This is a genomic window from Micromonospora sp. NPDC049257 (assembly GCF_040678915.1).
Classification (GTDB): domain Bacteria; phylum Actinomycetota; class Actinomycetes; order Mycobacteriales; family Micromonosporaceae; genus Micromonospora; species Micromonospora antibiotica.
Genome location: NZ_JBFAQU010000001.1, coordinates 826,215 through 849,811, shown reverse-complemented (window position 1 = coordinate 849,811; position 23,597 = coordinate 826,215). Strand labels below are relative to the sequence as shown.

Sequence of the window (23,597 nt, the reverse complement as noted above, 5' to 3'; positions counted from 1 at the left end):
CCGACCCGACGCTCCCCGGGGGTCAGCGGACGTCGTAGCTGAGGACGAGGGTCCCGTCGGCGCGCAGGAGTTCGAGACGGACCAGGTCGGCGTCGGTGAACCGGGTCGCGCCACGCAGGTTCACGTCGTCGCCGGGGGCGGCCAGCCAGGAGGCGATCTGTTCCGTCGCGTCGTCGGGGCCGCGCGCCACCAGTCGGAACGTGTTCGCCTTGCCGTAGCCGGCCGTCGCGTCGTACCCGCAGTGCATGATGACCTCGGTGCCCCACTTGGTGCCGCTCAGCCCGATCTCCGCGTGCAACGCCGGGGTCTTCGGCGACACCGGTGCCATGGACACCATCCGCACCGCCTGGGTGGTCGGCGCGGGCGGGCCGGCCGGGCGCAGGGCGGCGGCCCCGCCGAAGCCCAGCACCAGGGCGAACGCGGCGGCGACGAGCGCGGTCAGCGCGTACCGTCGGCGGTTGCGGGTCCGCTCGCGGCGGCGGCGGTCCCGGGCCACAGCGATCAGGTCGGGCACCCGGCTGATCTCCGGCGGCGGGGGGAGGAACTCCTCCAGCGTGGTCGGGTCGAGCCGGCCCAGCAGGCCCGGCAGCACCGCGACCTCGGCCACCGCCTCCCGGCACGCCGCACAGCCGGACAGGTGCCGCTCGTAGGCGGCCCGGTCGGCGGGGGCGAGGGCACCCAGCACGTACGCGCCGTCGTCGTGTGCGAACTCGCAGCGGGTCATCCGGTCACCCCCATCTCGGCCAGGGCCAGCCGCAGTGAACGCAGCGCGTAGTGGGTGCGGGACTTGACCGTCCCCGGTGGCACCCCCAGCCGGGCCGCCGCCTCGGACACTGAGCGGCCCTGGTAGAAGCACTCGACCAGCACCTCCCGGTGGGTGGGGCTCAGTCGGCTCAGCGCCTCGGCGATGGTCCAGGCCTCCACCGCGCGTTCCGCTTCGTCAATCGTCTCCGGCTGCTCGGGCAGGTCGTCGGTGAACACCTCGCCGACCCGGGTCGACCGCCGCCGCCAGGCGTCGATCGCCAGGTTCCGGGCGGTCGTGAAGAGCCAGGCCCGGACCGAGCCGCGTCGCGGGTCCAGTGACTCCGGGTGACGCCAGGCGCGCAGCAGGGTCTCCTGCACCAGGTCCTCGGCCCGGGTGCGGTCCCCGTTGACCAACCGCAACGCGTGCGCGTAGAGCGCCTCGGCGTGCTCGTCGTGCAGCGCGCGCAGCAGTTGGGCGTCGTGGTCGCTGATGGTGATCCCTCGCTTCCCGCGCGACGAGTCCGGCGAATGTGTCCGCCCGTTACTACGCGCCGTGACGCTGATCGGTTCACCGGCCACTGCTGTTCACATCCGGTTCACACCGCGTCCGGTGGCCGCTCACCCCGTCCTGGCAGCGTCCGCCCGGTACGCACGTCGAGCAGGTGAAAACGGCGTGCCACCGACCTGTCTCCAGGAGGCTCCTTCCCATGAGCGACCGTCCCCGGCTGCTCCCGCTGCTCGGTGCCACCCGGCACGGCAGCCGCGATGCGATGACCTGTCTGTACCGCTGCGGCAACGCCTGCGACCACCCGGTGCCCAACACGTCCGACAACACCTACTTCGGCGACCTCGTCGAGGGCGAGGTGTCCCGTCGGGGCGTCGTCCGGGCGGGTGCGGTGGGCGCGCTGGTGCTCGGCTTCGGCGGTGCCGCCACCGGCGCGCTGGCCGGGGCCGTCCCCGCCGCCGCCGCGCCGGCCACCCCGGTGGTGCCGGAGGTCGGCGACCCGACCGCCCCGCAGCGAGGTGTCGGCAGCGGGGCGCTGACCTTCAAGCCGATCCCGCCGAACCAGCTCGACACCCTGGTCGTCCCCAACGGGTACGACCACCACGTGGTCATCCGCTGGGGTGACCCGGTGCTGCCCGGTGCGCCCCGGTTCGACCTGCACGGGCAGACCGCCGCCGCCCAGGCCAAGCAGTTCGGCTACAACAACGACTTCGTCGGGGTGCTGCCGCTGGACCGGCGGGGCAAGCGGGCGCTGCTCGTGGTCAACCACGAGTACACCAACGAGGATCTGATGTTCCCCGGCTTCACCGGCCTGGACAACCTCACCGTCGAGCAGCTGCGCACCGCGATGGCCGCGCACGGCATGTCCGTGGTGGAACTGGAGCGGGTGGACGGCACCGGGCAGTGGCGGCCGGTGGGCCAGGGCCGCCGGCCGTACAACCGGCGGGTCACCGCGCTGGCCACGAAGTTCGAGCTGACCGGCCCGGCCGCCGGTTCGGCCTGGCTGCGCACCGCCGCCGACCCGAAGGGCCGCACGGTGGTCGGCACGCTGAACAACTGCGCCGGTGGGGTCACCCCGTGGGGGACGGTGCTGTCCGGCGAGGAGAACTTCAACCAGTACTTCGTCGGCGCCGACGCCGCGCCGGCCGAGTTGAAGCCCAGGTTCGACAGGTACGGCATCACCACCGCCGCCCGTTACCCCAGCGGCAGCCGCAAGTGGGAGCGGGCCGACGAACGGTTCGACCTGGCCAAGCACCCCAACGAGGCGCACCGGTTCGGGTGGATCGTCGAGATCGACCCGTTCGACCCGGAGAGCCGTCCGCGCAAGCACACCGCGCTGGGCCGGTTCAAGCACGAGGGCGCCAACGTGATCGTGGCCCGCGACAAGCGGGTGGTCGCGTACATGGGCGACGACGAGCGCTTCGACTACCTCTACAAGTTCGTCTCCGACAAGAAGTTCATGCCTGGTGACTCCTGGGTGGCCCGCAAGAACAACCTGACCCTGCTCGAGTCGGGCACCCTCTACGTGGCGCAGTTCGCCCAGACCAGCGCCGCCGAGATCGACGGCACGGGCAAGCTGCCCGCCGACGGCGCGTTCAACGGCACCGGACGGTGGATCAAGCTGGTCAGCGGCAACCGCAGTTTCGTCGACGGGATGACCGCCGCCGACGTGCTCACCTTCACCCGGCTCGCCGGGGACAAGGTCGGCGCGACCAAGATGGACCGCCCGGAGGACGTCGAGCCGAGTCTGCTCACCGGCAAGGTGTACGTGGCGCTGACCAACAACACCGACCGGGGCAAGGCCGGTAAGCCGGCGGCCGACGAGATCAACCCGCGCAACCTCAACAAGCACGGGCAGATCCTGGAGCTGGTCGAGGACCGGGGCGACAACACGGCGGAGTCCTTCGCCTGGTCGCTGCCGATCGTCGCCGGTGACCCGACCGACCCGTCGACCTACTTCGCCGGGTACGACAAGACCAAGGTGTCGCCGATCTCCTGCCCGGACAACGTCGCCTTCGACGCCACCGGCAACCTGTGGATCTCGACCGACGGCAACGCGTTGGGCAGCAACGACGGCCTCTTCGCCACCGCCGTCGAGGGGCCGGAGCGGGGGCACCTGAAGCAGTTCCTGACCGTGCCGCTGGGCGCGGAGACCTGCGGGCCGTTCATCACCGGCGACAACCGGTCGGTGTTCGTGGCCGTGCAGCACCCCGGCGAGATCACCGGCGCGTCGGTGGAGAAGCCGGCGTCGACCTGGCCGGACGGCGACTACGCCAAGCCGGGCGTGGTGGTCACCTGGCGGCTCGACGGCGGCCCGATCGGCAGCTGACGCGCTCCCCGGGTCGGTCCACCGCCGGACCGGCCACGAGGGCCCTCTCCCGCTTCGGTCCGGGAGGGGGCCCTCGCCCGTGACGGGTCAGGCGTCGGCGGCGATGCCGTCGGCGACGGCGCGGGCGGCGGTGAGCAGCTTGGCCCGTACCACCCGGGCCGAGGTCATCATCTCGCTGGCCGGCAGCGCGCAGGCCAGCACCACCCGCCGTTCCATGTCCTTGTCCGGGGTGACCAGCACGGCGGCACAGGCCACCCCCTGCCGGAACTGCCCCAGCTCCAACTGCATCCCGCGCCGGTCGCCGGCGGCCAGGTCCGCCTCGAACGCCTCCGGGGTGGTCAGGGTGGCGGTGGTGAACGGCCGCATGCCGTACTCGCGCAGGTAGCGCAGGCGCTGTTCGGTGGTGAGGGTGGCCAGCAGCGCCTTGCCCAGGGCGGTGGCGTGTGCACCCTCGTCGAAGCCGGGGACCATGTCCTCCAGGTAGGGCGAGCGGGCTCCCTCGGCGACGGCGGTGACCGCCACCTGACCGCCGACGAACCGGCCCAGGTAGTGGCTCCACCCGGTGTCGATGGCGGCCCGCCGCAGCGACTCCCCGACGGCGGCCGGCCCCCGGAACGCGGTGACCAGCTCGCGGTACCGGTCGGCGATCTCCAGGCCGACGATGTAGGTGCCGTCCTCCCGACGGATCACGTAACCCTCGTAGGCCAGGGTGCGGACCAGGTGGTAGGTGGTGGCGACGGTCAGCTCGCACCGCCGGGCGATCTGCTTGACGGTCAGCCCTTTCGGGGCACGACCGACCGACTCGAGCACGCGTAGCGCGCGGGAAACGCTCCGGATCAGGTCCGAAGGTTCCGCCAGGGGGTCACGCACAACCACCTCCGCAGCCGGGGACTTACACCATATGAAATACCGGGCCGAGACGGAACGCCCGTTCGGGTGGTGGATGCCAGATCAGGCGGTATACGGCGGGTCACCCGGCGACACGCCGACGGTTGTCAGGAACTCGACTCGCGTAGGTTGAGCCCACGATGACCGACACCGCGCTCAGCCCCCCGCCGAGCCGGCCCACCGTACGCCCCGTACGGGCCGGCGTCGCAGCGGTCGCGACCACCGTCGCCAGCGTCCTGCCGGTCTTCCTGGTCGGCGGGCTCGCCGTGCAGATGGGGGACGACCTCGGCTTCTCCCCCGCCGGGCTGGGACTGGCCGTGTCGATCTACTTCGGCGTCAGCGCGCTCGCCTCGATGCCCTCCGGCCGGCTGGTGGAACGGGTCGGCCCCGCCGTGGTGGCCCGGGTCGCCATCGGTCTCGCCGCCGGTTGCCTGCTCGCCATCGCCGGGCTGGCCCGGTCGTACCCGGTGCTGGTGGGGCTGCTCGCGCTGAGCGCCACCGCCAACGCGTTGGGCCAGCTGGCCAGCAACGCGGCGCTGGCCCGGCACGTACCCGCCCGGCGGCAGGGCCTGTCGTTCGGGGTGAAGCAGGCCGCCGTTCCCGCCTCCACGCTGCTGGCCGGGGCGGCGGTGCCGGCGATCGCCCTCACCGCCGGCTGGCGCTGGGCGTTCGTGGCCGCCGCCGCAACCGCGCTGGCCGCACTGCCGGCCGTACCCCCGCAGGTGGCCGGACCGGCGCGGGAGCGTGCGGCGGAACGCGGCGGCGGGGCCACCACGGCGCTGGTGGTGGTCGGGGTGGCGGCGACCCTCGCGGCGGGCGCGGCGGGCGCGCTGGGCACCTTCGTGGTGGACTCGTCGGTGCACCGGGGGCTCGCCCCCGGCCCGGCCGGGCTGGTGCTCACCCTCGGGGGCGCGGTCTGCGTGGCCGCCCGGATCGGCGTCGGCTGGCTGGCCGACCGGCGGGACACCGGTCACGTCGCGCTGATCGCCGCGATGCTGGTGGTCGGGGCGGTCGGGTTGGGGCTGCTGGCCGTGGCCGGTCCGGTGCCACTCACCGCCGGGGTGGTCCTCGGCTTCGGGCTGGGCTGGGCCTGGCCCGGCCTGATGAACTTCGCGGTGGTCCGGCTGCACCCGCAGGCCCCGGCCGCCGCCACCTCGATCACCCAGACCGGCGTGTACGCCGGCGGCTGCCTCGGCCCGCTCGGGCTCGGGGCGCTCGCCGGCACCCGCGGCTACCCGGTGATGTGGCTGGCCGCCGCGATCGCCATGCTCCTCGCCGCCGTGCTCATGCTCACCGGCAGCCGGCTGCTGCGGCGCTCCGCCGCCGGCTGACGAACGGGGACGGCTGACGGCACCCGGTCGGGCCGGCCGGTCATCGAGCGGCGCAGGTCAGCTGGTGACGAACGGGGACGGCTGACGGCACCCGGTCGGGCCGCCGGTCGTCGAGCGGCGCAGGTCAGCTGGTGCGGTCGGCGATGTAGTCGCAGAGGGATTCGAGCGCCCGCCGGGCCGGGATCTGCGGCAGCGGGGCCAACTGCGCACGGGCGTCCTCGGCGTAGCTGCGGACGGTCTCCCGGGCCCGCTTGAGCGCGGGGGACTCCCGCAGCAGGCCGAGCGCCTCGGCGTGCAGCGCGTCGTCGACGAGCGGGCCGGTGGACAGGATCTCCCGCAGCCGCACCGAGGCCGCGTCGGAGTCGTCGCCGGCCAGCGCGTAGAGCACCGGCAGGGTCGGCACCCCCTCGCGCAGGTCGGTGCCGGGTGTCTTACCCGACTGGGTCGACTCGGAGGCGATGTCGAGCAGGTCGTCGGAGAGCTGGAAGGCCACCCCGATGGTCTCCCCGTAGCCGGCGAGGGCCTCGGTGTGCTCCTCGGACGCCCCGCCGAACATCCCGCCGAACCGGGCCGAGGTGGCGATCAGCGACCCTGTCTTGTCGGCGATCACCCGCAGGTAGTGGTCGACCGGGTCCTGCGTGCGGGGACCGACGGTCTCGGCGATCTGGCCGTGCACCAGCCGGGCGAAGGTGCGGGCCTGGAGGCGGACCGCCGTCGGACCCAGGTCGGCGGCGATGTCCGCGGCCCGCGCGAAGAGGTAGTCGCCGACCAGGATGGCCACCGAGTTGGTCCAGCGGGAGTTGGCGCTCGGGGCACCCCGCCGCACGGCGGCCTCGTCCATCACGTCGTCGTGGTAGAGGGTGGCCAGGTGGGTGAGCTCCATCACCACGGCCGCCGGCACCACCTGCGGGCCCGCCGGGTCACCGAACTGCGCACCCAGGGCCACCAGCAACGGACGGAACCGCTTGCCGCCCGCCTCGACCAGGTGCCGGGCCGCCTCGGTGACGAGTGGATCGGCGCTGGCCACGCTGGCCCGCAGCTCGACCTCGACGTCGTCGAGCAGGCCCAGCACGGACGCCTCGACCCGTGGATCGGCGAGGTGCACGCCGAGCGCGCCGACCTGACCCGTGCCCGCCCGTCCCCGACGACCGCCGGAGCCGACGCCGCCTGAACGCTCCCCCGCCGGAATCACCACACCATCAACCATGCCACACCCGTTCGACCTGCTCCGGACGGGGGATACGGCCGTGGGGCCGGCACGCCTGAGCGCACCGGCCCCACGGCCACGGGGAACAGGTCACCTGACGAATGCTGCGGCGTCCGTCGCCAGGTCGAGCAGGGGTGCCGGCAGCACGCCGAGGATCAGCGTGGCAGCCACCCCGATCATCAGCGCGGTGGCGGTCAGCCCGCCCGGCACCGCAACGGTCGGGGTGCTCTCGCCCGGCTCCGACAGCCACATCATCACCACCACCCGCAGGTACGGGAAGGCCAGCACCATGCTGGTCAGCACACCGGCCACCACCAGCCAGGCGTGCCCGCTCTCCAGAGCCGGGCCGAAGACCGCGAACTTGCTCATGAAGCCGCTGGTCAACGGGATACCGGCGAAGGCCAGCAGGATGAAGGTGAAGACCCCGGCATAGAACGGCGAGCGGCGGCCCAGCCCGGCCCAGCGGGACAGGTGGGTGGCCTCCCCGTCGGCGTCCCGGACCAGGGTCACCACGGCGAACGCGGCGAGCACCGAGAAGCCGTACGCGGCCAGGTAGAACATCGTGCCGGAGACGCCCGCCCCGGTCGGGGCGAGGACCCCGACCAGCAGGTAACCGGCGTTGGCGATCGACGAGTACGCCAGCAGCCGCTTGATGTCGGTCTGGGTGACCGCCAGCACCGCGCCGACCAGCATGGTGAGCACCGCCACCACCCCGAGGACGGGGGTGAAGTCCCAGGCGGTCTGATCGAACGCCACGTGGAATACCCGCAGCAGGGCCCCGAACGCGGCCACCTTCGTGCAGGCCGCCATGAAGCCGGTGACCGGGGTCGGCGCACCCTGGTAGACGTCCGGGGTCCAGACGTGGAACGGGGCGGCGGCAGCCTTGAACAGCAGGCCGATGGCGATCAGCGCCATCCCGGCGAAGAGCAGCACCTCGCTGGCCGGGGACTCGTTCACCGCGGCGTGCACGGTGGCGAAGTCGACGCCGGCCGAGCGGCCCGGGATGCCGGCGGTGAAGCCGTACACCAGGGCCACCCCGAACAGGAAGAACGCCGAGGCGTACGCGCCGAGCAGGAAGTACTTCATCGCCGCTTCCTGGCTCAGCAGCCGCCGGCGACGGGCCAGCGCGCAGAGCAGGTAGAGCGGCAGGGAGAAGACCTCCAGCGCGATGAACATGGTCAGCAGGTCGTTCGCCGCCACGAAGATCAGCATGCCGCCGATCGCGAAGCTGGTCAGCGGGTACACCTCGGTGGCCCCGTTGCGCCCCTCGGCCTGCTTCCGGTCGTCGGCCGACTCGGCGGTCACCGCCGCCTGGGCGACGAACGCGCCACCGCGCTCCACCGACCGCTCGCCGATCAGCAGCAGCGACATCGCGGCGAGCACCAGGATGGTGCCCTGCAGGAACAGGGCGGGACCGTCCACGGCCAGCGCCCCACCCGCCGTGACCAGCCGGGCGTCGGCGTTGAGCACCACCATCACCAGCGCGGCGAGCACCGCCACCAGGGACAGCGTCAGCTGCACCAGGTGCCGGCGGGGACGCGGTACGAACGCCTCCACCAGGACACCCAGCAGGGCCACCCCCAGCATGATCAGGATCGGGGCGATCGACGGATAGTCGATCGACGGCAACTTGAGTTCGGTCACTGCGGATGCCGCCTTTCGATCGCGACTGCGGGGCTCACTCGCTGCGCTCGTTCGCTCCTCGCGCTCACTGCGCAGCCTCCTGGACGCTGCCGACCTCAGGGGCGGGATCGGTCTTGCCGACGTCCTGCATGGTCGCCTGGACGGCGGGGTTGATCACATCGGTGACCGGCTTGGGATAGAAGCCGAGCAGCAGGATCAGGGCGATCAGCGGGGCGACCACTGCCTTCTCGCGCAGGGTGAGGTCGCGGTGCATCGCCTTGACCTCGGTCAGCTCCGGGTTGAGCGTGCCCTGGGTGGTGCGCTGCACCATCCACAGCACGTACGCCGCCGCCAGGATGATGCCCAGGGTGGCGATCACCGCGACCGGCTTGTTCACCGTGAAGGTGCCGATCAGCACCAGGAACTCGGAGACGAACGGCGCGGTGCCGGGCAGTGCCAGCGACGCCAGACCGGCGAAGAAGAGCACCCCGGCCAGCAGCGGCACCAGCTTGCCCGCCCCACCGAAGTCGGAGATCAGCGACGAGCCCCGGCGGGCGATGAGCATCCCGACGACCAGGAACAGCAGGCCGGTGGCGAGCCCGTGGTTGAGCATGTAGAGCACCGCGCCGGTGCCCGCCTGCGTGGTGAAGGCGAAGATGCCGACCCCGATGAACCCGAAGTGCGCGATCGAGGTGTACGACACCAGCCGCTTCAGGTCGGACTGGCCGACGGCGAGCAGCGCGGCGTAGAGGATGCCGATCAGCCCCAGCGCCAGCGCCCACGGGGCGAACCACTTCGACGCCTCCGGGAACAACGGCAGGCAGTACCGCAGGATGCCGAACGTACCGACCTTGTCCAGCACGCCGACCAGCAGCGCGGCGGCACCCGCCGGGGCGGCCCGACCGGCGTCCGGCAGCCAGGTGTGGAACGGGAAGAACGGCGCCTTGATCGCGAAGGCGAGGAAGAAGCCGAGGAACAGCCAGCGCTCCGTGCCGGTGGAGATGTCCACCTGGGTCAGCGTCTGCCAGTCGAAGGTCTTGCCGCCGACCACCCACAGGCCGATCACCGCGGCCAGCATGAACAGCCCGCCGACCAGCGAGTAGAGGAAGAACTTCACCGCCGCGTACTGCCGCTGGTGGCCGCCGTAGCTGCCGATCAGGAAGTACATCGGCACCAGCATGACCTCGAAGAACACGTAGAACAGGAAGACGTCGGCGGCGGCGAAGACGCCGATCATCGTGGATTCGAGGACGAGCAGCAGGGCGAAGTAGGCCGGCACCGACCGCTTCGACGCGTCGGCGTCGTGCCAGGACGCCAGGATCACCAGCGGCACCAGCACCGCGATCAGCATCAGCATGACCAGTGCGATGCCGTCGACGGCGAAGGTGAAGTTGACGTCCCAGGTGGGGATCCACGGGTACGACTCGCGGAACTGGAGCCGGTCACCGTCGGCCTGGAACGAAACCCACATCACCACCGACAGCGCCAGCACCAGCAGCGACCAGCCGAACGCGACCTGCTTGGCCAGGTCGGGCCGGCGACGCGGCAGGAAGGCCACGACCAGGGCGCCGACCAGCGGTGCCACGGTCAGCACCGAGAGGAACGGGAAGTTGGACATTATGCGGCCTTACCTCCGTCGTGGATGCGGGGCCCGCCGGCGGGGGCTGTCGCATTGAGGTCGATCACGCCAGCCACCCCGCCTGCACCGCCAGGAACGCCGCCACCACGAGCAGCGCGCCGGTCAGGATCGAGGTGGCGTACGACCGGACGAAGCCGGTCTGCCAGCGCCGGAGCCGACCCGAACCGCCCCCGACCCCGGCGGCGAGGCCGTTGACCAGCCCGTCGATGCCCCGGTTGTCGAGGAAGACCAGCGCCCGGGTGAGGAAGATGCCCGGCTTCTCGAAGACCACCTCGTTGAAGGCGTCCGTGTAGAGGTTGCGCCGGGCGGCGGTGACCAGCACCCCGGCCGGCTGCGGCGCGGTGGCCGTGCCGTTGCGGAACAGCGCCCAGGCCAGCCCGGCACCGAGCACCGTCACCACCAGCGACAGCGCGGTCAGCAGCCAGTGCGGCAGCACCGCCGCGTGCTCGGCGTGCTCGCCGCCCAGCCCGGCGGTGGCGGTCAGCCAGTCCGGCACCGAGGTGGCGAGCAGGAAACCGGCACCGACCGAACCGACCGCCAGCAGGATCAGCGGGATGGTCATCAGCTTCGGCGACTCGTGCGGGTGCTCGATGTCCTCGGTCCACCGCTTCGGGCCGTGGAAGGTGAGGACGAACAACCGGGTCATGTAGAAGGCGGTCAGCCCCGCGCCGAGCAGCGCCGCCCCGCCGAACAGCCAGGCCGTCCAGCCCTCCCGCTCGAACGCCGCCACGATGATCGGCTCCTTGGAGAAGAAGCCCGAGAACGGGAACATGCCGATGATGGCGAGCCAGCCCATCATGAAGGTGATCCAGGTGATCTTCATGTACTTCGACAGCCCGCCGAAGCGGCGGATGTCCACCTGGTCGTTCATGCCGTGCATGACCGAGCCGGCACCGAGGAACATGTTCGCCTTGAAGAAGCCGTGCGCGAGCAGGTGCACGATGGCCAGCGCGTACGCCGCACCGCCGAGACCGACACCGAGGAACATGTAACCGATCTGGCTGACGGTCGACCAGGCCAGCACCCGCTTGATGTCGTCCTTGGCCGCGCCGATGATGCAGCCCATCAGCAGGGTCAGCGCGCCGACGCTGACCACCACGAGTTGCAGCGTCTCGTTGGCCGAGAAGATCGGGTTGGACCGGGCGATCAGGTAGACACCTGCGGTGACCATGGTGGCCGCGTGGATGAGCGCCGACACCGGGGTCGGGCCCTCCATCGCGTCCGGCAGCCACGCCTGGAGCGGGAACTGACCGGACTTGCCGGCCGCGCCGAGCAGCAGCAGCAGGCCCAGCACCAGCACCGTGCCGCCGGCCAGCCCGCCGACGGAGGAGAAGACCTCGTCGTACTGGGTGGTGCCGAGGGTGGCGAACAGGATGAAGATGCCGATCGCCAGGCCGGCGTCGCCGACCCGGTTCATCAGGAACGCCTTCTTGCCGGCGGTGGCCGCGCTCGGCCGGCCGTACCAGAAGGAGATCAGCAGGTACGACGCCAGGCCGACGCCCTCCCAGCCGAAGTAGAGCATCACGTAGTTGTTGCCGAGCACCAGCAGCAGCATCGCGGCGACGAACAGGTTGAAGTACGCGAAGAACCGTCGCCGGCCCTCGTCGTGCGCCATGTACTCGACCGCGTAGAGGTGGATCAGGAAACCCACCCCGGTGATCAGCAGGACGAAGACGGCGGCGAGCGGGTCGAAGAGCAGACCGAAGTCGACCCGCAGGTTGCCGACCGTGATGAAGTCCCAGAGGCTCAGCTCGACGGACTTGTTCTCCAGCCCGCGCAGCTGGAAGAACGAGGTGAGCCCCAGCACGAACGCGGCACCGATCGCGGCCACGCCCAGCCAGTGCCCCCAGCGGTCGGCCCGCCGGCCGAGCAGCAGCAGGATCGCCGCGCTGGCCAGCGGGATCGCCACCAACAGCCAGACGCTGCTCAGCAGGCCGTCAGCCGCCGCGTAGGTGACGGCACCCGCTGGCTCTGCCGCCTGGGCGTACGTCAGAATCTCATCCACCGCAGGGCCCCTTTAGTACTTCAGCAGGTTGGCGTCGTCGACGCTCGCGGAGCGCCGGGTCCGGAAGATCGACATGATGATCGCGAGCCCGACCACGACCTCGGCCGCCGCCACCACCATCACGAAGAACGCCATGATCTGTCCGTTGAGGTCACCGTTGATCCGGCTGAAGGTGACCAGCGTCAGGTTGGCCGCGTTGAGCATCAGCTCCACGCACATGAACAGCACGATCGCGTTGCGCCGCACCAGCACGCCGACCGCGCCGATGGTGAACAGCACCGCCGCCAGGATCAGGTAGTAGTCAGGGCTCACCGGACCGGCCTTTCGTTCGCGACTGCGGGGCTCCGCTTCGCTGCACTCCTCGCGCTCACCGAAGCCACGCCGCTGTTCGCGACTGCGGGGCTCCGCTTCGCTGCACTCCTCGCGCTCACCGTTCCGTCCCCTTCAGGGTGGTTTCCTCGGCGGTCAGCTCCCGCTGCGGCAGGATCGCCGGGGTGCTGCGGTCGGTCAGCCGGCCGTCGGGCAGCCGGGCCGGGGTGGCCACCGAGGAGGAGGTGGCGAAGACGCCCGGACCGGGCTTCGGGCCGGGGTAGTTGCCGGGGCGGAACCGGGCCTTCATCGTGGCGACCTGGTCCATCTTGTCTTCCTTGCGCCGCTCGATGTGCGCCAGCACCATCGCGCCGATCGCCGCCGTGATCAGCAGCGCGGAGGTCAGCTCGAAGGCCAGGACGTACTTGGTGAACAGCAGCCGGGCGATGCCCTGCACGTTGCCCTCCGCGTTGGCCTGGTCCAGGCCGACGGCGGTGACCCCGTTCAGCGCCCGGTAGAGGCCGGTACCGACCAGCCCGGCGAAGCCGAGCCCGAGCACCACCGCGGCGACCCGCTGGCCGCGCAGCGTCTCGATCAGCGAGTCGGAGGCGTCCCGGCCGACCAGCATCAGCACGAACAGGAACAGCATCATGATCGCGCCGGTGTAGACGATGATCTGCACCATGCCGATGAACGGCCCGGCCTGGAGCACGTAGAACACGCCCAGGCAGAGCATGGTGAGCACCAGGAACAGCGCCGAGTGCACGGCGTTGCGCGCCCAGACCATGCCGATCGCGCCGATCAGCGCCAACGGGGCGAGGATCCAGAAGGTGACCTCCTCACCCCCGGACACCTGGCCCGCCGCGGCGAGCACCGTGGACGTGTTCATGCTCCGGCTCCCTTGCCCGCCGCCCGCTGGGCCGCCTGCTCGGCACCCGGGAAGGTCACCCCGGGATGCTCCTCGACCTGGTAGCGGCCGGGCCCCATCGGGGACTGCTCGGCACCGGCCGAGGTGCCCGGGTTGGTCAGCGCGCCGACGTAGTAGTCCTTCTCGCTGTCACCGAGCCGCATCGGGTGCGGCGGCTGCTCCATGCCTTCGAGCAGCGGAGCGAGCAACTGCTCCTTGGTGAAGATGAGGTCCTGCCGGTTGTCCCGGGCCAGCTCGTACTCGTTGCTCATGGTCAGCGAACGGGTCGGGCAGGCCTCGATGCAGAGCCCGCAGAAGATGCACCGGGCGTAGTTGATCTGGTAGACGCTGGCGTACCGCTCGCCCGGCGAGAAGCGCTGCTCGTCGGTGTTGTCGCCACCCTCGACGAAGATCGCGTCCGCCGGGCAGGCCCAGGCGCACAGCTCGCAGCCGATGCACTTCTCCAGGCCGTCCGGGTGCCGGTTGAGGATGTGCCGCCCGTGGTAGCGCGGCGCCGAGACCGGCGGCTTGAACGGGTAGTCGGTGGTGACGACCTTCCTGAACATGTGCGAGAAGGTGACACCGAAGCCCTTGAACGTTCCGGTGATCGCGCCCACGTCACACCTCCTGAGAGTCGGAGCCGGTGGCGATGTTGGCCGGCTCCCGCTCGGCGACCACACGCTTCGTGCGCGGGCTCGGCGGTACCTGTAGATCCAGCGGGGGCAACGGGAAGCTGCCGTACGGCCGGTTGTCGGCCTGTTCCTGCGGGGTCGGCTTCGGGGCCGGCTTGCGGCTCGGCCACAGCAGCGTCGCCAGCAGCAGTACGCCCGCGCCGACGGCGGTGGCGAGCAGCCGGTCCCGCGACTGCCAGTCCTCGATGGAGCGCAGCCCGGCCAGGACCAGGATCCAGACCAGGTTGATCGGGAGCAGCACCTTCCAGCCGAAGCGCATGAACTGGTCGTAGCGCAGCCGGGGCAGGGTGCCCCGGAGCCACACGAAGACGAAGACCAGCAGCAGCACCTTGCCGAAGAACCAGAGCATCGGCCACCAACCGGTGTTGGCGTCCGCCCACAGGGTGATCGGCCAGGGTGCCCGCCAGCCGCCGAGGAACAGCGTCGTGGTCACCGCGGACATGGTCACCATGGCGACGTACTCGGAGAGCATGAAGAGCGCGAACTTCAGCGAGCTGTACTCGGTCATGAAGCCGGCGACCAGCTCCGACTCCGCCTCGGGCAGGTCGAACGGCGCCCGGTTGGTCTCGCCGACCGTGGCGATGAAGAAGATGATGAAGCTGGGCAGCAGCAGGATCGCGTACCAGCCGGGGGCGGGGATCTCGACGCCGGCGATGGTGAGCCGGGTGGCGTCCCCCTGGGCGGCGACGATCCCGCTGGTGGACATGGTGCCGGCGGTCATGAACACCGCGACGATGCTCAACCCCATGGCGACCTCGTAGGAGATCATCTGGGCGCTGGAGCGCAGGCCGCCGAGCAGCGGGTACGTCGAGCCGGAGGCCCAGCCGCCGAGCACGATGCCGTAGACGGCCAGCGACGAGCAGGCCAGCAGCACCAGCACCGCCACCGGTACGTCGGTGACCTGCAACGGGGTCCGGTGGCCGAAGATGCTCACCATCGGGCCGAACGGGATCACCGACAGTGCGGTGACCGCGCAGACCACCGAGATGACCGGCGCGAAGAAGTAGACCACCTTGTCGGCGGCCTTCGGGAGGATGTCCTCCTTGAAGGCCATCTTGAGGCCGTCGGCGAGGGTCTGGAGCAGGCCGAACGGGCCGACCTGGTTGGGGCCGGGCCGGACCTGCATGTAGCCGACGACCCGCCGCTCGAACCAGACGCCGAGCAGGGTGGCGAGCAGACCGAAGACGAACGCGAAGACGATCTTGATAAGGACCAGCCACCACGGGTCCCGGCCGAAGTCGGCGAGCGTCGGGTCCTGCGCCAGGAGGAGGGTGTTCACTGTGCACCTCCGGAGATCCGTACCACCGTGCCGGACGCGGTGCCGAGGCTGCGCCGGACGGTCGAACCGGGAGAGTTGGTCGGCAGCCAGACGACGCCGTCGGGCATCTCGGTGATGGCCGCCGGCAGGGTGACCGCACCCCGGTCGGTGCCCACCGTGACCGGGTCGCCGTCGGCAACGCCGAGCGTCTCGGCGGTGCCCTTGCCCAGCCGGACCACCGGCGGGCGGGCGGTGCCGGCGAGGTGCTCGTCGCCGTCGGTGAGGCTGCCCAGGTCGATCAGCTGGTGCCAGGTGGCCAGCACCGCCTCGCCCGCACCCGGTTGGGGCACGGCCCCCGGGGAGACCGAGGGGGTGACCGGCCGGTCGGCCCGGGTCGGCGGCAGTGCGCCCAACTCCCGGCGGATGCCCGACACGTCGCCGGTGCCGAGCCGGACGTCGAGCTGCGCGGCGATCGCGTCCAGCACCCGCGCGTCGGTCATCGCGGCGGTGTGCAACACCGCCTCGAACGTACGCAGCCGACCCTCCCAGTCCAGGAAGCTGCCGGCCTTCTCGGCCACCGGGGCGACCGGCAGGACCACGTCCGCCCGACGGGCCACCGCCGAGTTGCGCAGCTCCAGGCTGACCAGGAACGGCACCGCGTCGAGCGCCTGCTCGGCCAGCCTCGGGTCGGCCAGGTCGGCCGGGTCCACCCCGGCCACCACCAGGGCGCCGAGCTGGCCGTTCGCGGCGGCGGCCAGGATCTGGTCGGTGTCCCGACCGGCCTGGCTGGGGATCACCCCGGCCGGGATGTCCCACGCCTCGCCCAGCTCGGCGCGGGCCGACGGCTCGGTCACCGGACGCCCGCCGGGCAGCAGGTTGGGCAGGCAGCCTGCGTCGACCGCACCCCGGTCACCCGCGCGCCGCGGCACCCAGGCCAACTTCGCACCGGTACGCCGGGCGACGTCCGCGGCGGCGGAGAGGCCACCGGGCACCCCGGCCAGCCGCTCGCCGACGAACAGGATCGCACCCTCGGCGCTCAACGCCTCGGCCACCGTGTCGTGCTCGGCGAGCACGCTCGCCTCCTCGCCCGGCACCACCCGGGCCAGCTTGGCCCCGAGCTTCTCTAGGCCCCGGGTGGCGAACGGGGCGATCGCGTAGACCGTCAGCTTCTTCTTCAGGTACGCCTTGCGCAGCCGCAGGAAGAGGATCGGGCACTCCTCCTCCGGCTCCAGCCCGACCAGCACCACCGAGGACGCCTTCTCCACGTCGGCGTAGGTCACGTCGGTGACCCCGGCGACGCTGCTGGCCAGGAAGTCGGACTCCTCGCGGGAGACCGGCCGGGCCCGGAAGTCGATGTCGTTGGTGTTCAGGGCGACCCGGGCGAACTTCGCGTACGCGTAGGCGTCCTCGACGGTCAGCCGGCCGCCGGTCAGCACCGCCGTGCCGCGTCCCTCGTCGCGGGCGGCCCGCAGCCCGTCGGCGGCCCGGGTCAGCGCCTCGCTCCAGGATGCCTCCCGCAGCTCGCCGGACTTCTCGTCGCGGACCAACGGGGTGGTGAGCCGGTCGAAGGCGCGGGTGTACTGGAAGCCCCACCGCCCCTTGTCGCAGTTCCACTCCTCGTTGACCTGCGGGTCGTCCCCGGCGAGACGGCGCAGCACCTTGCCCCGCCGCCAGTCGGTGCGCTGGGCGCAGCCGGCCGAGCAGTGCTCGCAGACGCTCGGGCTGGAGACCAGGTCGAACGGGCGGGCCCGGAACCGGTACTGCGCCCCGGTGAGCGCGCCGACCGGGCAGATCTGCACGGTGTTGCCGGAGAAGTACGAGTTGAACGGGACGTCGCCGGAGTCGCCCTCCGCGCCGTACGCGTCGTCCCGGTAGATGTTGATCTCCTCGGCGGACGACCGGCCCATCAGGTCGATGAACTTGTCGCCGGCGATCTCCTCGGAGAACCGGGTGCAGCGCTGGCAGAGCACGCAGCGCTCCCGGTCGAGCAGCACCTGGGTGCTGATCTCCATCGGCTTGACGTACTCCCGCTTGTGCTCGTGGAAGCGGGAGTCGGTGCGGCCGGTGGACATCGCCTGGTTCTGGAGCGGGCACTCACCACCCTTGTCACACATCGGGCAGTCCAGCGGGTGGTTGAGCAGCAGCAGCTCCATCACCCCCTCCTGCGCCTTCTTGGCGACCGGGGAGCTGAGCTGGGTGCGGACCACCATGCCCTCGGCGACGGTCTGGGTGCAGGAGGCGACCGGCTTGCGCTGCCCCTCCACCTCCACCAGGCACTGCCGGCAGGCACCGGCCGGGGCCAGCAGCGGGTGGTCGCAGAAGCGGGGGATCTCGGTGCCCAACTGCTCGGCGACCCGGATCAGCAGCGCCCCCTTGGGGGCGGTGACCTCGACGCCGTCGATGGTGAGCGTTACGGTCTCGGCGGCCTTCGCCACGTCAGTCATTAGAGTCGCCTTCCATTCGCGACTGCGGGACTCGCAAGCTCGTTCCTCGCGCTCATCAGTGGGCTCCAACCAGAGACTTGTCGGAGAGCTTCGGCGCGGTACGCCCCTCGATGTAGTCGAGGTAGTCCTGCTTGAAGTACTGCAGCGACGAGGTCACCGAGCTGGTCGCGCCGTCGCCCAGACCGCAGAACGAGCGGCCGAGGATGTTGTCGCAGGTGTCGAGCAGGGTGTCCAGGTCCTCGTGGGTGCCCTGGCCGGCGAGGATGCGCCGGTAGACCCGGACCATCCAGTAGTTGCCCTCCCGGCACGGGGTGCACTTGCCGCACGACTCGTGGTGGTAGAACTCCAGCCACCGGTAGGTCGCGTAGACCGGGCAGTCCTGGTCGGAGAAGATCTGGGTGGCCGTGGTGCCCAGGATCGAGCCGGCCGCCGCCACCCCCTCGAAGTCCAGCGGCACGTCGAGGTGCTCGGCGGTGAGCAGCGGGGTCGACGACCCCCCCGGCGTCCAGAACCTCAGCTGGTGACCGGGCTGCATCCCGCCGGCCAGCTCGATCAGCTCGCGCAGGGTGACGCCCAGACCGCACTCGAACTGGCCGGGGTTGGCGATCCGGCCGGACAGCGAGTAGATCATCGGCCCGGAGGACTTCTCGGTGCCCATGGACTTCCACCAGTCCGCACCGCCCAGCACGATGTACGGGACGCTGGCGATGGTGCCGACGTTGTTGACCACCGTCGGGCTGGCGTACAGGCCGTGGGTGGCGGGGAACGGCGGGCGGAGCCGGGGCTGGCCCCGGAACCCCTCCAGCGAGTCCAGCAGCGCCGTCTCCTCGCCGCAGATGTACGCCCCGGCACCGGAGTGCACCACCAGCTCCAGGTCGAACCCGGTGCCGAGGATGTTGCGCCCGAGGTAGCCCTTGGCCTGCGCCTCGGCCACCGCGTTGCGCAGCCGGCGGGCGGCGTGCACCGCCTCGCCCCGGATGTAGATGTAGGCCCGGTTGGCCCGGATCGCGTACGAGGCGATGATGACCCCCTCGACCAGCGAGTGCGGGTCGTGGGTCATCAGCGGCAGGTCCTTGCAGGTGCCCGGCTCGCCCTCGTCGGCGTTGACCACCAGGTAGTGCGGCTTGCCGTCGCCCTGCGGGATGAAGCCCCACTTCAGGCCGGTGGGGAAGCCCGCGCCACCCCGCCCACGCAGCCCGGAGTCCTTGATCAGCTGGATCAGGTCGTCCGGGTGGGCCTTGAGGGCCTTGCGCAGCGCGGCGTAGCCGTCGAGATTCTCGTAGGTGCCGATCCGCCAGGCGTCCGGGGAGATCCAGCGCCGGGTCAGCACCGGGGTCAGCTTGGCCAGGGTCTCCGGCCGGGGAGTGGTCACTTCTGGGCCCCCGTCTCGCTCGCGACGGCGGAGCCCGCGCCGGCAGCGCCCGTTTCCGCCTCGGCTTCCTTGAGGTTGCGCTCCTGCGCACCGGCCTCGTCGCCGGCGGGTTTGCCGTCACCGGCGGGGGTGTTCGCGGCCACCCCGGCTGCCTGCGCCGCCTGCGCGTCGCGGGACGCCGGTGGCGGGCCGTCCGTCGGGACCTTGGTGCCGGGGGCGTCCGGCGCGGCGGTCGCCGCGTCGGGCTGCCGGGTCTCGGCGGTACGCACCTGCGGCGACTTGTCGTCCGGCGCCTTGACGTCCGGCGCGGTGCTGCCGGTGATCTGCTCCGGCTTCGCCGCCGGTGCGGCCGGCGCGGGAGCCTTGGCGGCCTCGGCCTTCGCCTTCGCCTCGGCGGCGGCCCGGTCGGCCTCGGCCTTGCTGCGGATCGGGGTCTTCGGGTCGTAGCCCGGTGCCGAGATGCCGTGCTGCTCGGCCAGCCGCAGGCCACGCAGGGTGGCCGCACCCGGCCCACCGTCGGCGACCGCACCGTCGCGCTCGTCGGCGAACCCGGCGAGCTGCACGGCCATCTCCTTCAGCGTGCACAGCCGGGCACCCCGGGTCGGCATCGGCCGGCCCCCGGCACGCAGCTCGTCCACCACGCCGACCGCGCCCTGCGGGTCGACGCCGTCGAAGAAGTCGTAGTTGACCGTCATCACCGGGCCGTAGTCGCACGCCGCCAGGCACTCGGCGTGCTCCAGGGTGATCTTCCCGTCGGCGGTCGTCTCGTCGTGCCCGACGCCCAGGTGCTCGACCAGGGTGTCGTAGACCTCCTGGCCGCCGAGCACGTTGCACATCGTGTTGGTGCAGACGCTCACCAGGTAGTCACCGGTGGGCCGGCGCTTGTACATGGTGTAGAAGGTGGCCACCGCGCCGACCTGGGCCTTGTTCAGGCCCAGCACCTCGGCGCAGAACGTCACCCCGGCCGGGGAGACGTAACCCTCCTCGGACTGCACGAGGTGCAGCAGCGGCAGCAGCGCCGAGCGGGACCGGTCGGCCGGGTACCGGGCGATGATCTCCCGCGCCCGGGCCCGGGTCTCTTCAGTGAAAACACTCATCGGTCACATCCACCCATCACGGGGTCCAGCGAGGCGCCACCGGCGATCACGTCGGCGATCAGGCCGCCCTCGGCCATCGCCGGGAGGGCCTGGAGGTTGACGAAGCTCGGCTCCCGGTAGTGCACCCGGTACGGTCGGGTGCCACCGTCGGAGACCGCGTGCACGCCCAGCTCGCCCCGGGGGGACTCGATGCCGACGTACACCTGGCCCGGCGGGACCCGGAAGCCCTCGGTGACCAGCTTGAAGTGGTGGATCAGCGACTCCATCGACTGACCCATGATCTTGGCGACGTGCTCCAGCGAGTTGCCCATGCCGTCCACGCCGATGGCGAGCTGCGCCGGCCAGGCGATCTTGCGGTCGGCCACCATCACCGGGCCCGGCCGCAACCGGTCCAGCGCCTGCTCGACCAGCTTGAGCGACTCCCGGATCTCGGCGAGCCGGACCAGGTAGCGGCCCCAGACGTCGCCGTCCGGGTGGGTCGGCACGTCGAACTCGTAGCTGTCGTAACCGCAGTACGGCATGGTCTTGCGCAGGTCCCAGCCGAGTCCGGCGGAGCGCAGCACCGGGCCGGTCACGCCGAGCGCGAGGCAGGCGGTCGCGTCGAGCACCGCGACACCCTGGGTGCGCTCGGTCCAGATCGGCTGGCCGGAGAGCAGGTCCTCGTACTCCTTGAGCTTCTTCGGCATCATCGTGAGGAACTCGCGGATCTTGACGATCGCGGCGTCCGGCACGTCCTGCGCCACCCCGCCCGGCCGGACGTAAGCGTGGTTCATCCGCAGGCCGGTGATGGTCTCGAAGATGTCGAGGATGTACTCCCGCTCGCGGAAGCCGTACAGCATGATGGAGATCGCGCCCAGCTCCATGCCGGTGGTGGCCAGCCACACCAGGTGCGAGGAGATCCGGTTCAGCTCCATCATCAGCACGCGGATCGTGGTGGCCCGCTCGGTGATGTCGTCGGTGATGCCGAGCAGCTTCTCCACCGCGAGGCTGTACGCAGTCTCGTTGAAGATCGGAGCGAGGTAGTCCATCCGGGTCACGAAGGTCGAACCCTGCACCCAGTTGCGGTACTCGAGGTTCTTCTCGATGCCGGTGTGCAGGTAGCCGACGACCGAGCGGGCCTCGCGGACCGTCTCACCCTCCAGCTCCAGGATCAGCCGGAGCACACCGTGCGTCGACGGGTGCTGCGGACCCATGTTCACGACGATCCGCTCGTCGTTGATCGGGTCGGTGCCGGAGACGACCTGGTCCCAGTCCCCACCGGTGACGGTGAAGACCCGCCCCTCGGTGGTCTCCCGTTCGGTCGCGTAGTTGGACGTGGTCACTGGTATGACCTCCTACGGTCCGGCGGCGGGATCTCCGCGCCCTTGTACTCGACGGGCACCCCGCCGAGCGGGTAGTCCTTGCGCTGCGGGTGGCCCTCCCAGTCGTCCGGCATCAGGATCCGGGTCAGGTTGGGGTGGCCGTCGAAGATGACCCCGAACATGTCGTACGCCTCGCGCTCCTGCCAGTCGGCCGTCGGGTAGACGGCGGTGACGCTGGGCAGGTGCGGGCTCTCGGCGGACACCGCCGCCTCCAGCCGGACCCGACGCCGGTAGGTCATCGAGGTCAGCAGGTAGACGACGTGCAGCCGGCGCTCGTCGGCACCGAGATAGTCCACACCGGACACCGAGGAGCACAGCTCGAAACGCAGCGCCAGGTCGTCCCGCATCACCTGGCAGACCTCGGCGATCCGCTCCGGACGCACGTGCAGGGTCAGCTCGCCCCGGTCGACGACGACCTTCTCGATCGCGTCGGCGAAGTGCGGGTACGCCTCCTCCAGCGCGTCGCGCACCTCGTCGAAGTAGCCCCCGTACGGCCGGGGGGCCTCCTCGATCGGGGTGCGATGGCGGACCAGGCCGCCGTAGCCGGAGACGTCGCCGGTGCCCTGCATGCCGAACATGCCGCGCCCGGCGGGGCTGGACGGCGGCAGCTCGGCGGGAGCGCCGCTGGTCGCACCGGCCGGGGTGACCGGCACCGGCACCCCGCCGTCGTTCTTCCTGTCGTTCGGCGCGGTCACCGTGCCTGCCCTCCGTTCGCGACTGCGGGGCTCCGCTGCGCTGCACTCCTCGCGCTCACCCTGCCTGCCCTCCGTTCACCACTGCGGGGCTGCGCTGCGCCGCGTTCACTTGGGACCAGCCTGGGTCTGGAGGTGGTTCTGGGCGTTCATCCAGTTCTCGATCCGCAACTGCTCCTCGCGCCCCTCGCGGACCGCCTTCGTCCACTCGGCACGGCGGGCCTTGTCGTTGCGGTACGACGACGGCATCGAGCCGTACGGCACCACGGGCACGTCGCCGCGCTCCAGGCGGGCCGCCTGCATCTTGCGGCCGTTCGGGCCGAGCGGCTCGTACATGATCTTCTCGCGGAGCTTGAGGATCGCGTCGATGAGCATCTCGGGGCGGGGCGGGCAGCCCGGCAGGTACATGTCGACCGGGACGACGTGGTCGACACCCTGCACGATCGCGTAGTTGTTGAACATGCCGCCGCTGCTGGCGCAGACGCCCATGGACAACACCCAGCGGGGCTCGGCCATCTGGTCGTAGATCTGGCGCAGGACCGGGGCCATCTTCTGGCTCACCCGGCCGGCCACGATCATCAGGTCGGCCTGGCGTGGCGAGGCCCGGAAGACCTCCATGCCCCAGCGGCCCATGTCGTAGTGCGGGCCGCCGGCCGCCATCATCTCGATGGCGCAGCAGGCCAGGCCGAAGGTGGCGCCCCAGACGGACGACTTCCGCGACCAGTTGACCAGCTTCTCCACGGAGGTGAGCAGGACGCCGGCGGGGAGTTTCTCCTCGATGCCCATCTGACGTTCCTCCCTCAGTCCCAGTCCAGGCCGCCGCGCCGCCACACATAGGCGTACGCGACGAAGACCGCGACGATGAACAGGACCATCTCCACGAAGCCGAAGATCGGCAGGGCGTCGAAGGAGACCGCCCAGGGGTAGAGGAAGATGATCTCGATGTCGAAGACGATGAAGAGCATCGCCGTCAGGTAGAACTTGATCGGGAACCGGCCGCCGCCCACGGGCTGCGGGCTGGGCTCGATCCCACACTCGTACGCCTCGAGCTTGGCCTTGTTGTAGCGCCGGGGACCGGCGAAGCGGGCGGCGGCCACGGAGAACAGCGAGAACGCCGCGGCGAGGGCGAACAGCCCGATGATCGGTGCGTAAGGCGAGAGCGACATCTTTTCTCCTGCTCGTCCTTCCCCTGCC

The 23,597-nt window shown here is 71.2% G+C and carries 20 protein-coding genes; 2 read left to right on the top strand and 18 right to left on the bottom strand.

All coding sequences use genetic code 11. The features are described 5' to 3' along the window. Positions 1-22: 22 nt before the first annotated feature. Both AB0K25_RS03855 and AB0K25_RS03850 read right to left on the bottom strand, forming a co-directional pair. Positions 23-724: a zf-HC2 domain-containing protein gene (locus AB0K25_RS03855; protein WP_357533014.1), complete on the bottom strand. Its 702-nt coding sequence runs from the start codon at positions 722-724 to the stop codon at positions 23-25. Continuing rightward, complete coding sequence (locus AB0K25_RS03850) at positions 721-1,236, bottom strand: sigma-70 family RNA polymerase sigma factor (protein ID WP_208565835.1); 516 nt, start codon at positions 1,234-1,236, stop codon at positions 721-723. The genes AB0K25_RS03855 and AB0K25_RS03850 overlap by 4 nt, the downstream gene beginning before the upstream one ends. Positions 1,237-1,451: 215 nt before the next feature. Between AB0K25_RS03850 and AB0K25_RS03845 the strand changes: the two genes are divergently transcribed. Next, positions 1,452-3,578 carry a PhoX family phosphatase gene (locus AB0K25_RS03845; RefSeq protein WP_208565526.1) on the top strand — a complete coding sequence of 709 codons (2,127 nt, stop codon included), beginning with the start codon at positions 1,452-1,454 and terminating at the stop codon, positions 3,576-3,578. An 87-nt stretch (positions 3,579-3,665) separates the two neighbouring features. Here AB0K25_RS03845 and AB0K25_RS03840 read toward each other — a convergent pair whose 3' ends face one another. Next, positions 3,666-4,448: an IclR family transcriptional regulator C-terminal domain-containing protein gene (locus AB0K25_RS03840; RefSeq protein WP_208565525.1), complete on the bottom strand. Its 783-nt coding sequence runs from the start codon at positions 4,446-4,448 to the stop codon at positions 3,666-3,668. 158 nt (positions 4,449-4,606) lie between these two features. Here AB0K25_RS03840 and AB0K25_RS03835 point away from each other — a divergent pair, with 158 nt between their 5' ends. Beyond that, positions 4,607-5,797 (top strand): MFS transporter, encoded by a 1,191-nt coding sequence (locus AB0K25_RS03835; RefSeq protein WP_357533012.1) that lies wholly within the window; start codon positions 4,607-4,609, stop codon positions 5,795-5,797. Between the two features lie 124 nt (positions 5,798-5,921). Here AB0K25_RS03835 and AB0K25_RS03830 read toward each other — a convergent pair whose 3' ends face one another. The 15 genes from AB0K25_RS03830 to AB0K25_RS03760 all read right to left on the bottom strand — a co-directional run bounded on the left by AB0K25_RS03830 (position 5,922) and on the right by AB0K25_RS03760 (position 23,569). Further along, positions 5,922-7,004: a polyprenyl synthetase family protein gene (locus tag AB0K25_RS03830; RefSeq protein WP_357533010.1), complete on the bottom strand. Its 1,083-nt coding sequence runs from the start codon at positions 7,002-7,004 to the stop codon at positions 5,922-5,924. Positions 7,005-7,094: 90 nt separating this feature from the next. Beyond that, a complete protein-coding gene (nuoN, locus tag AB0K25_RS03825) occupies positions 7,095-8,648 on the bottom strand; it encodes an NADH-quinone oxidoreductase subunit NuoN (RefSeq protein WP_208565522.1) in 1,554 nt (517 codons plus the stop codon). A gap of 64 nt (positions 8,649-8,712) precedes the next feature. After that, the gene (locus AB0K25_RS03820; protein ID WP_208565521.1) at positions 8,713-10,245 is read right to left on the bottom strand and encodes an NADH-quinone oxidoreductase subunit M; all 1,533 of its coding nucleotides are present in this window, start codon (positions 10,243-10,245) and stop codon (positions 8,713-8,715) included. 64 nt (positions 10,246-10,309) lie between these two features. Beyond that, positions 10,310-12,271 carry an NADH-quinone oxidoreductase subunit L gene (nuoL, locus tag AB0K25_RS03815; protein ID WP_357533007.1) on the bottom strand — a complete coding sequence of 654 codons (1,962 nt, stop codon included), beginning with the start codon at positions 12,269-12,271 and terminating at the stop codon, positions 10,310-10,312. A 12-nt stretch (positions 12,272-12,283) separates the two neighbouring features. Then, a complete protein-coding gene (gene nuoK, locus AB0K25_RS03810) occupies positions 12,284-12,583 on the bottom strand; it encodes an NADH-quinone oxidoreductase subunit NuoK (protein ID WP_091244416.1) in 300 nt (99 codons plus the stop codon). A gap of 115 nt (positions 12,584-12,698) precedes the next feature. Next, positions 12,699-13,469 (bottom strand): NADH-quinone oxidoreductase subunit J, encoded by a 771-nt coding sequence (locus tag AB0K25_RS03805; RefSeq protein WP_088646150.1) that lies wholly within the window; start codon positions 13,467-13,469, stop codon positions 12,699-12,701. Beyond that, entirely contained in the window at positions 13,466-14,104 is a 639-nt protein-coding gene (nuoI, locus tag AB0K25_RS03800; RefSeq protein ID WP_208565519.1) for an NADH-quinone oxidoreductase subunit NuoI, read from the bottom strand. The genes AB0K25_RS03805 and nuoI overlap by 4 nt, the downstream gene beginning before the upstream one ends. 1 nt (position 14,105) lies before the next feature. Next, positions 14,106-15,458, bottom strand: coding sequence for an NADH-quinone oxidoreductase subunit NuoH (gene nuoH / locus AB0K25_RS03795; protein ID WP_219465892.1), 1,353 nt, complete (start codon positions 15,456-15,458; stop codon positions 14,106-14,108). Continuing rightward, entirely contained in the window at positions 15,455-17,881 is a 2,427-nt protein-coding gene (locus tag AB0K25_RS03790; protein WP_357533005.1) for an NADH-quinone oxidoreductase subunit G, read from the bottom strand. The genes nuoH and AB0K25_RS03790 overlap by 4 nt, the downstream gene beginning before the upstream one ends. A gap of 55 nt (positions 17,882-17,936) precedes the next feature. Then, positions 17,937-19,253: an NADH-quinone oxidoreductase subunit NuoF gene (nuoF, locus tag AB0K25_RS03785; protein WP_357533003.1), complete on the bottom strand. Its 1,317-nt coding sequence runs from the start codon at positions 19,251-19,253 to the stop codon at positions 17,937-17,939. Next, positions 19,250-20,350, bottom strand: coding sequence for an NADH-quinone oxidoreductase subunit NuoE (gene nuoE, locus AB0K25_RS03780; RefSeq protein ID WP_357533001.1), 1,101 nt, complete (start codon positions 20,348-20,350; stop codon positions 19,250-19,252). Before nuoE ends, nuoF begins: the two co-directional genes overlap by 4 nt. Further along, entirely contained in the window at positions 20,347-21,672 is a 1,326-nt protein-coding gene (locus AB0K25_RS03775; protein ID WP_208565514.1) for an NADH-quinone oxidoreductase subunit D, read from the bottom strand. Before AB0K25_RS03775 ends, nuoE begins: the two co-directional genes overlap by 4 nt. Beyond that, a complete protein-coding gene (locus tag AB0K25_RS03770; RefSeq protein ID WP_363818199.1) occupies positions 21,669-22,406 on the bottom strand; it encodes an NADH-quinone oxidoreductase subunit C in 738 nt (245 codons plus the stop codon). The genes AB0K25_RS03775 and AB0K25_RS03770 overlap by 4 nt, the downstream gene beginning before the upstream one ends. A 105-nt stretch (positions 22,407-22,511) precedes the next feature. After that, positions 22,512-23,189: an NADH-quinone oxidoreductase subunit B gene (locus AB0K25_RS03765; protein ID WP_067300532.1), complete on the bottom strand. Its 678-nt coding sequence runs from the start codon at positions 23,187-23,189 to the stop codon at positions 22,512-22,514. Positions 23,190-23,203: 14 nt separating this feature from the next. Beyond that, positions 23,204-23,569: an NADH-quinone oxidoreductase subunit A gene (locus tag AB0K25_RS03760; protein WP_067300536.1), complete on the bottom strand. Its 366-nt coding sequence runs from the start codon at positions 23,567-23,569 to the stop codon at positions 23,204-23,206. Positions 23,570-23,597 lie beyond the last annotated feature (28 nt).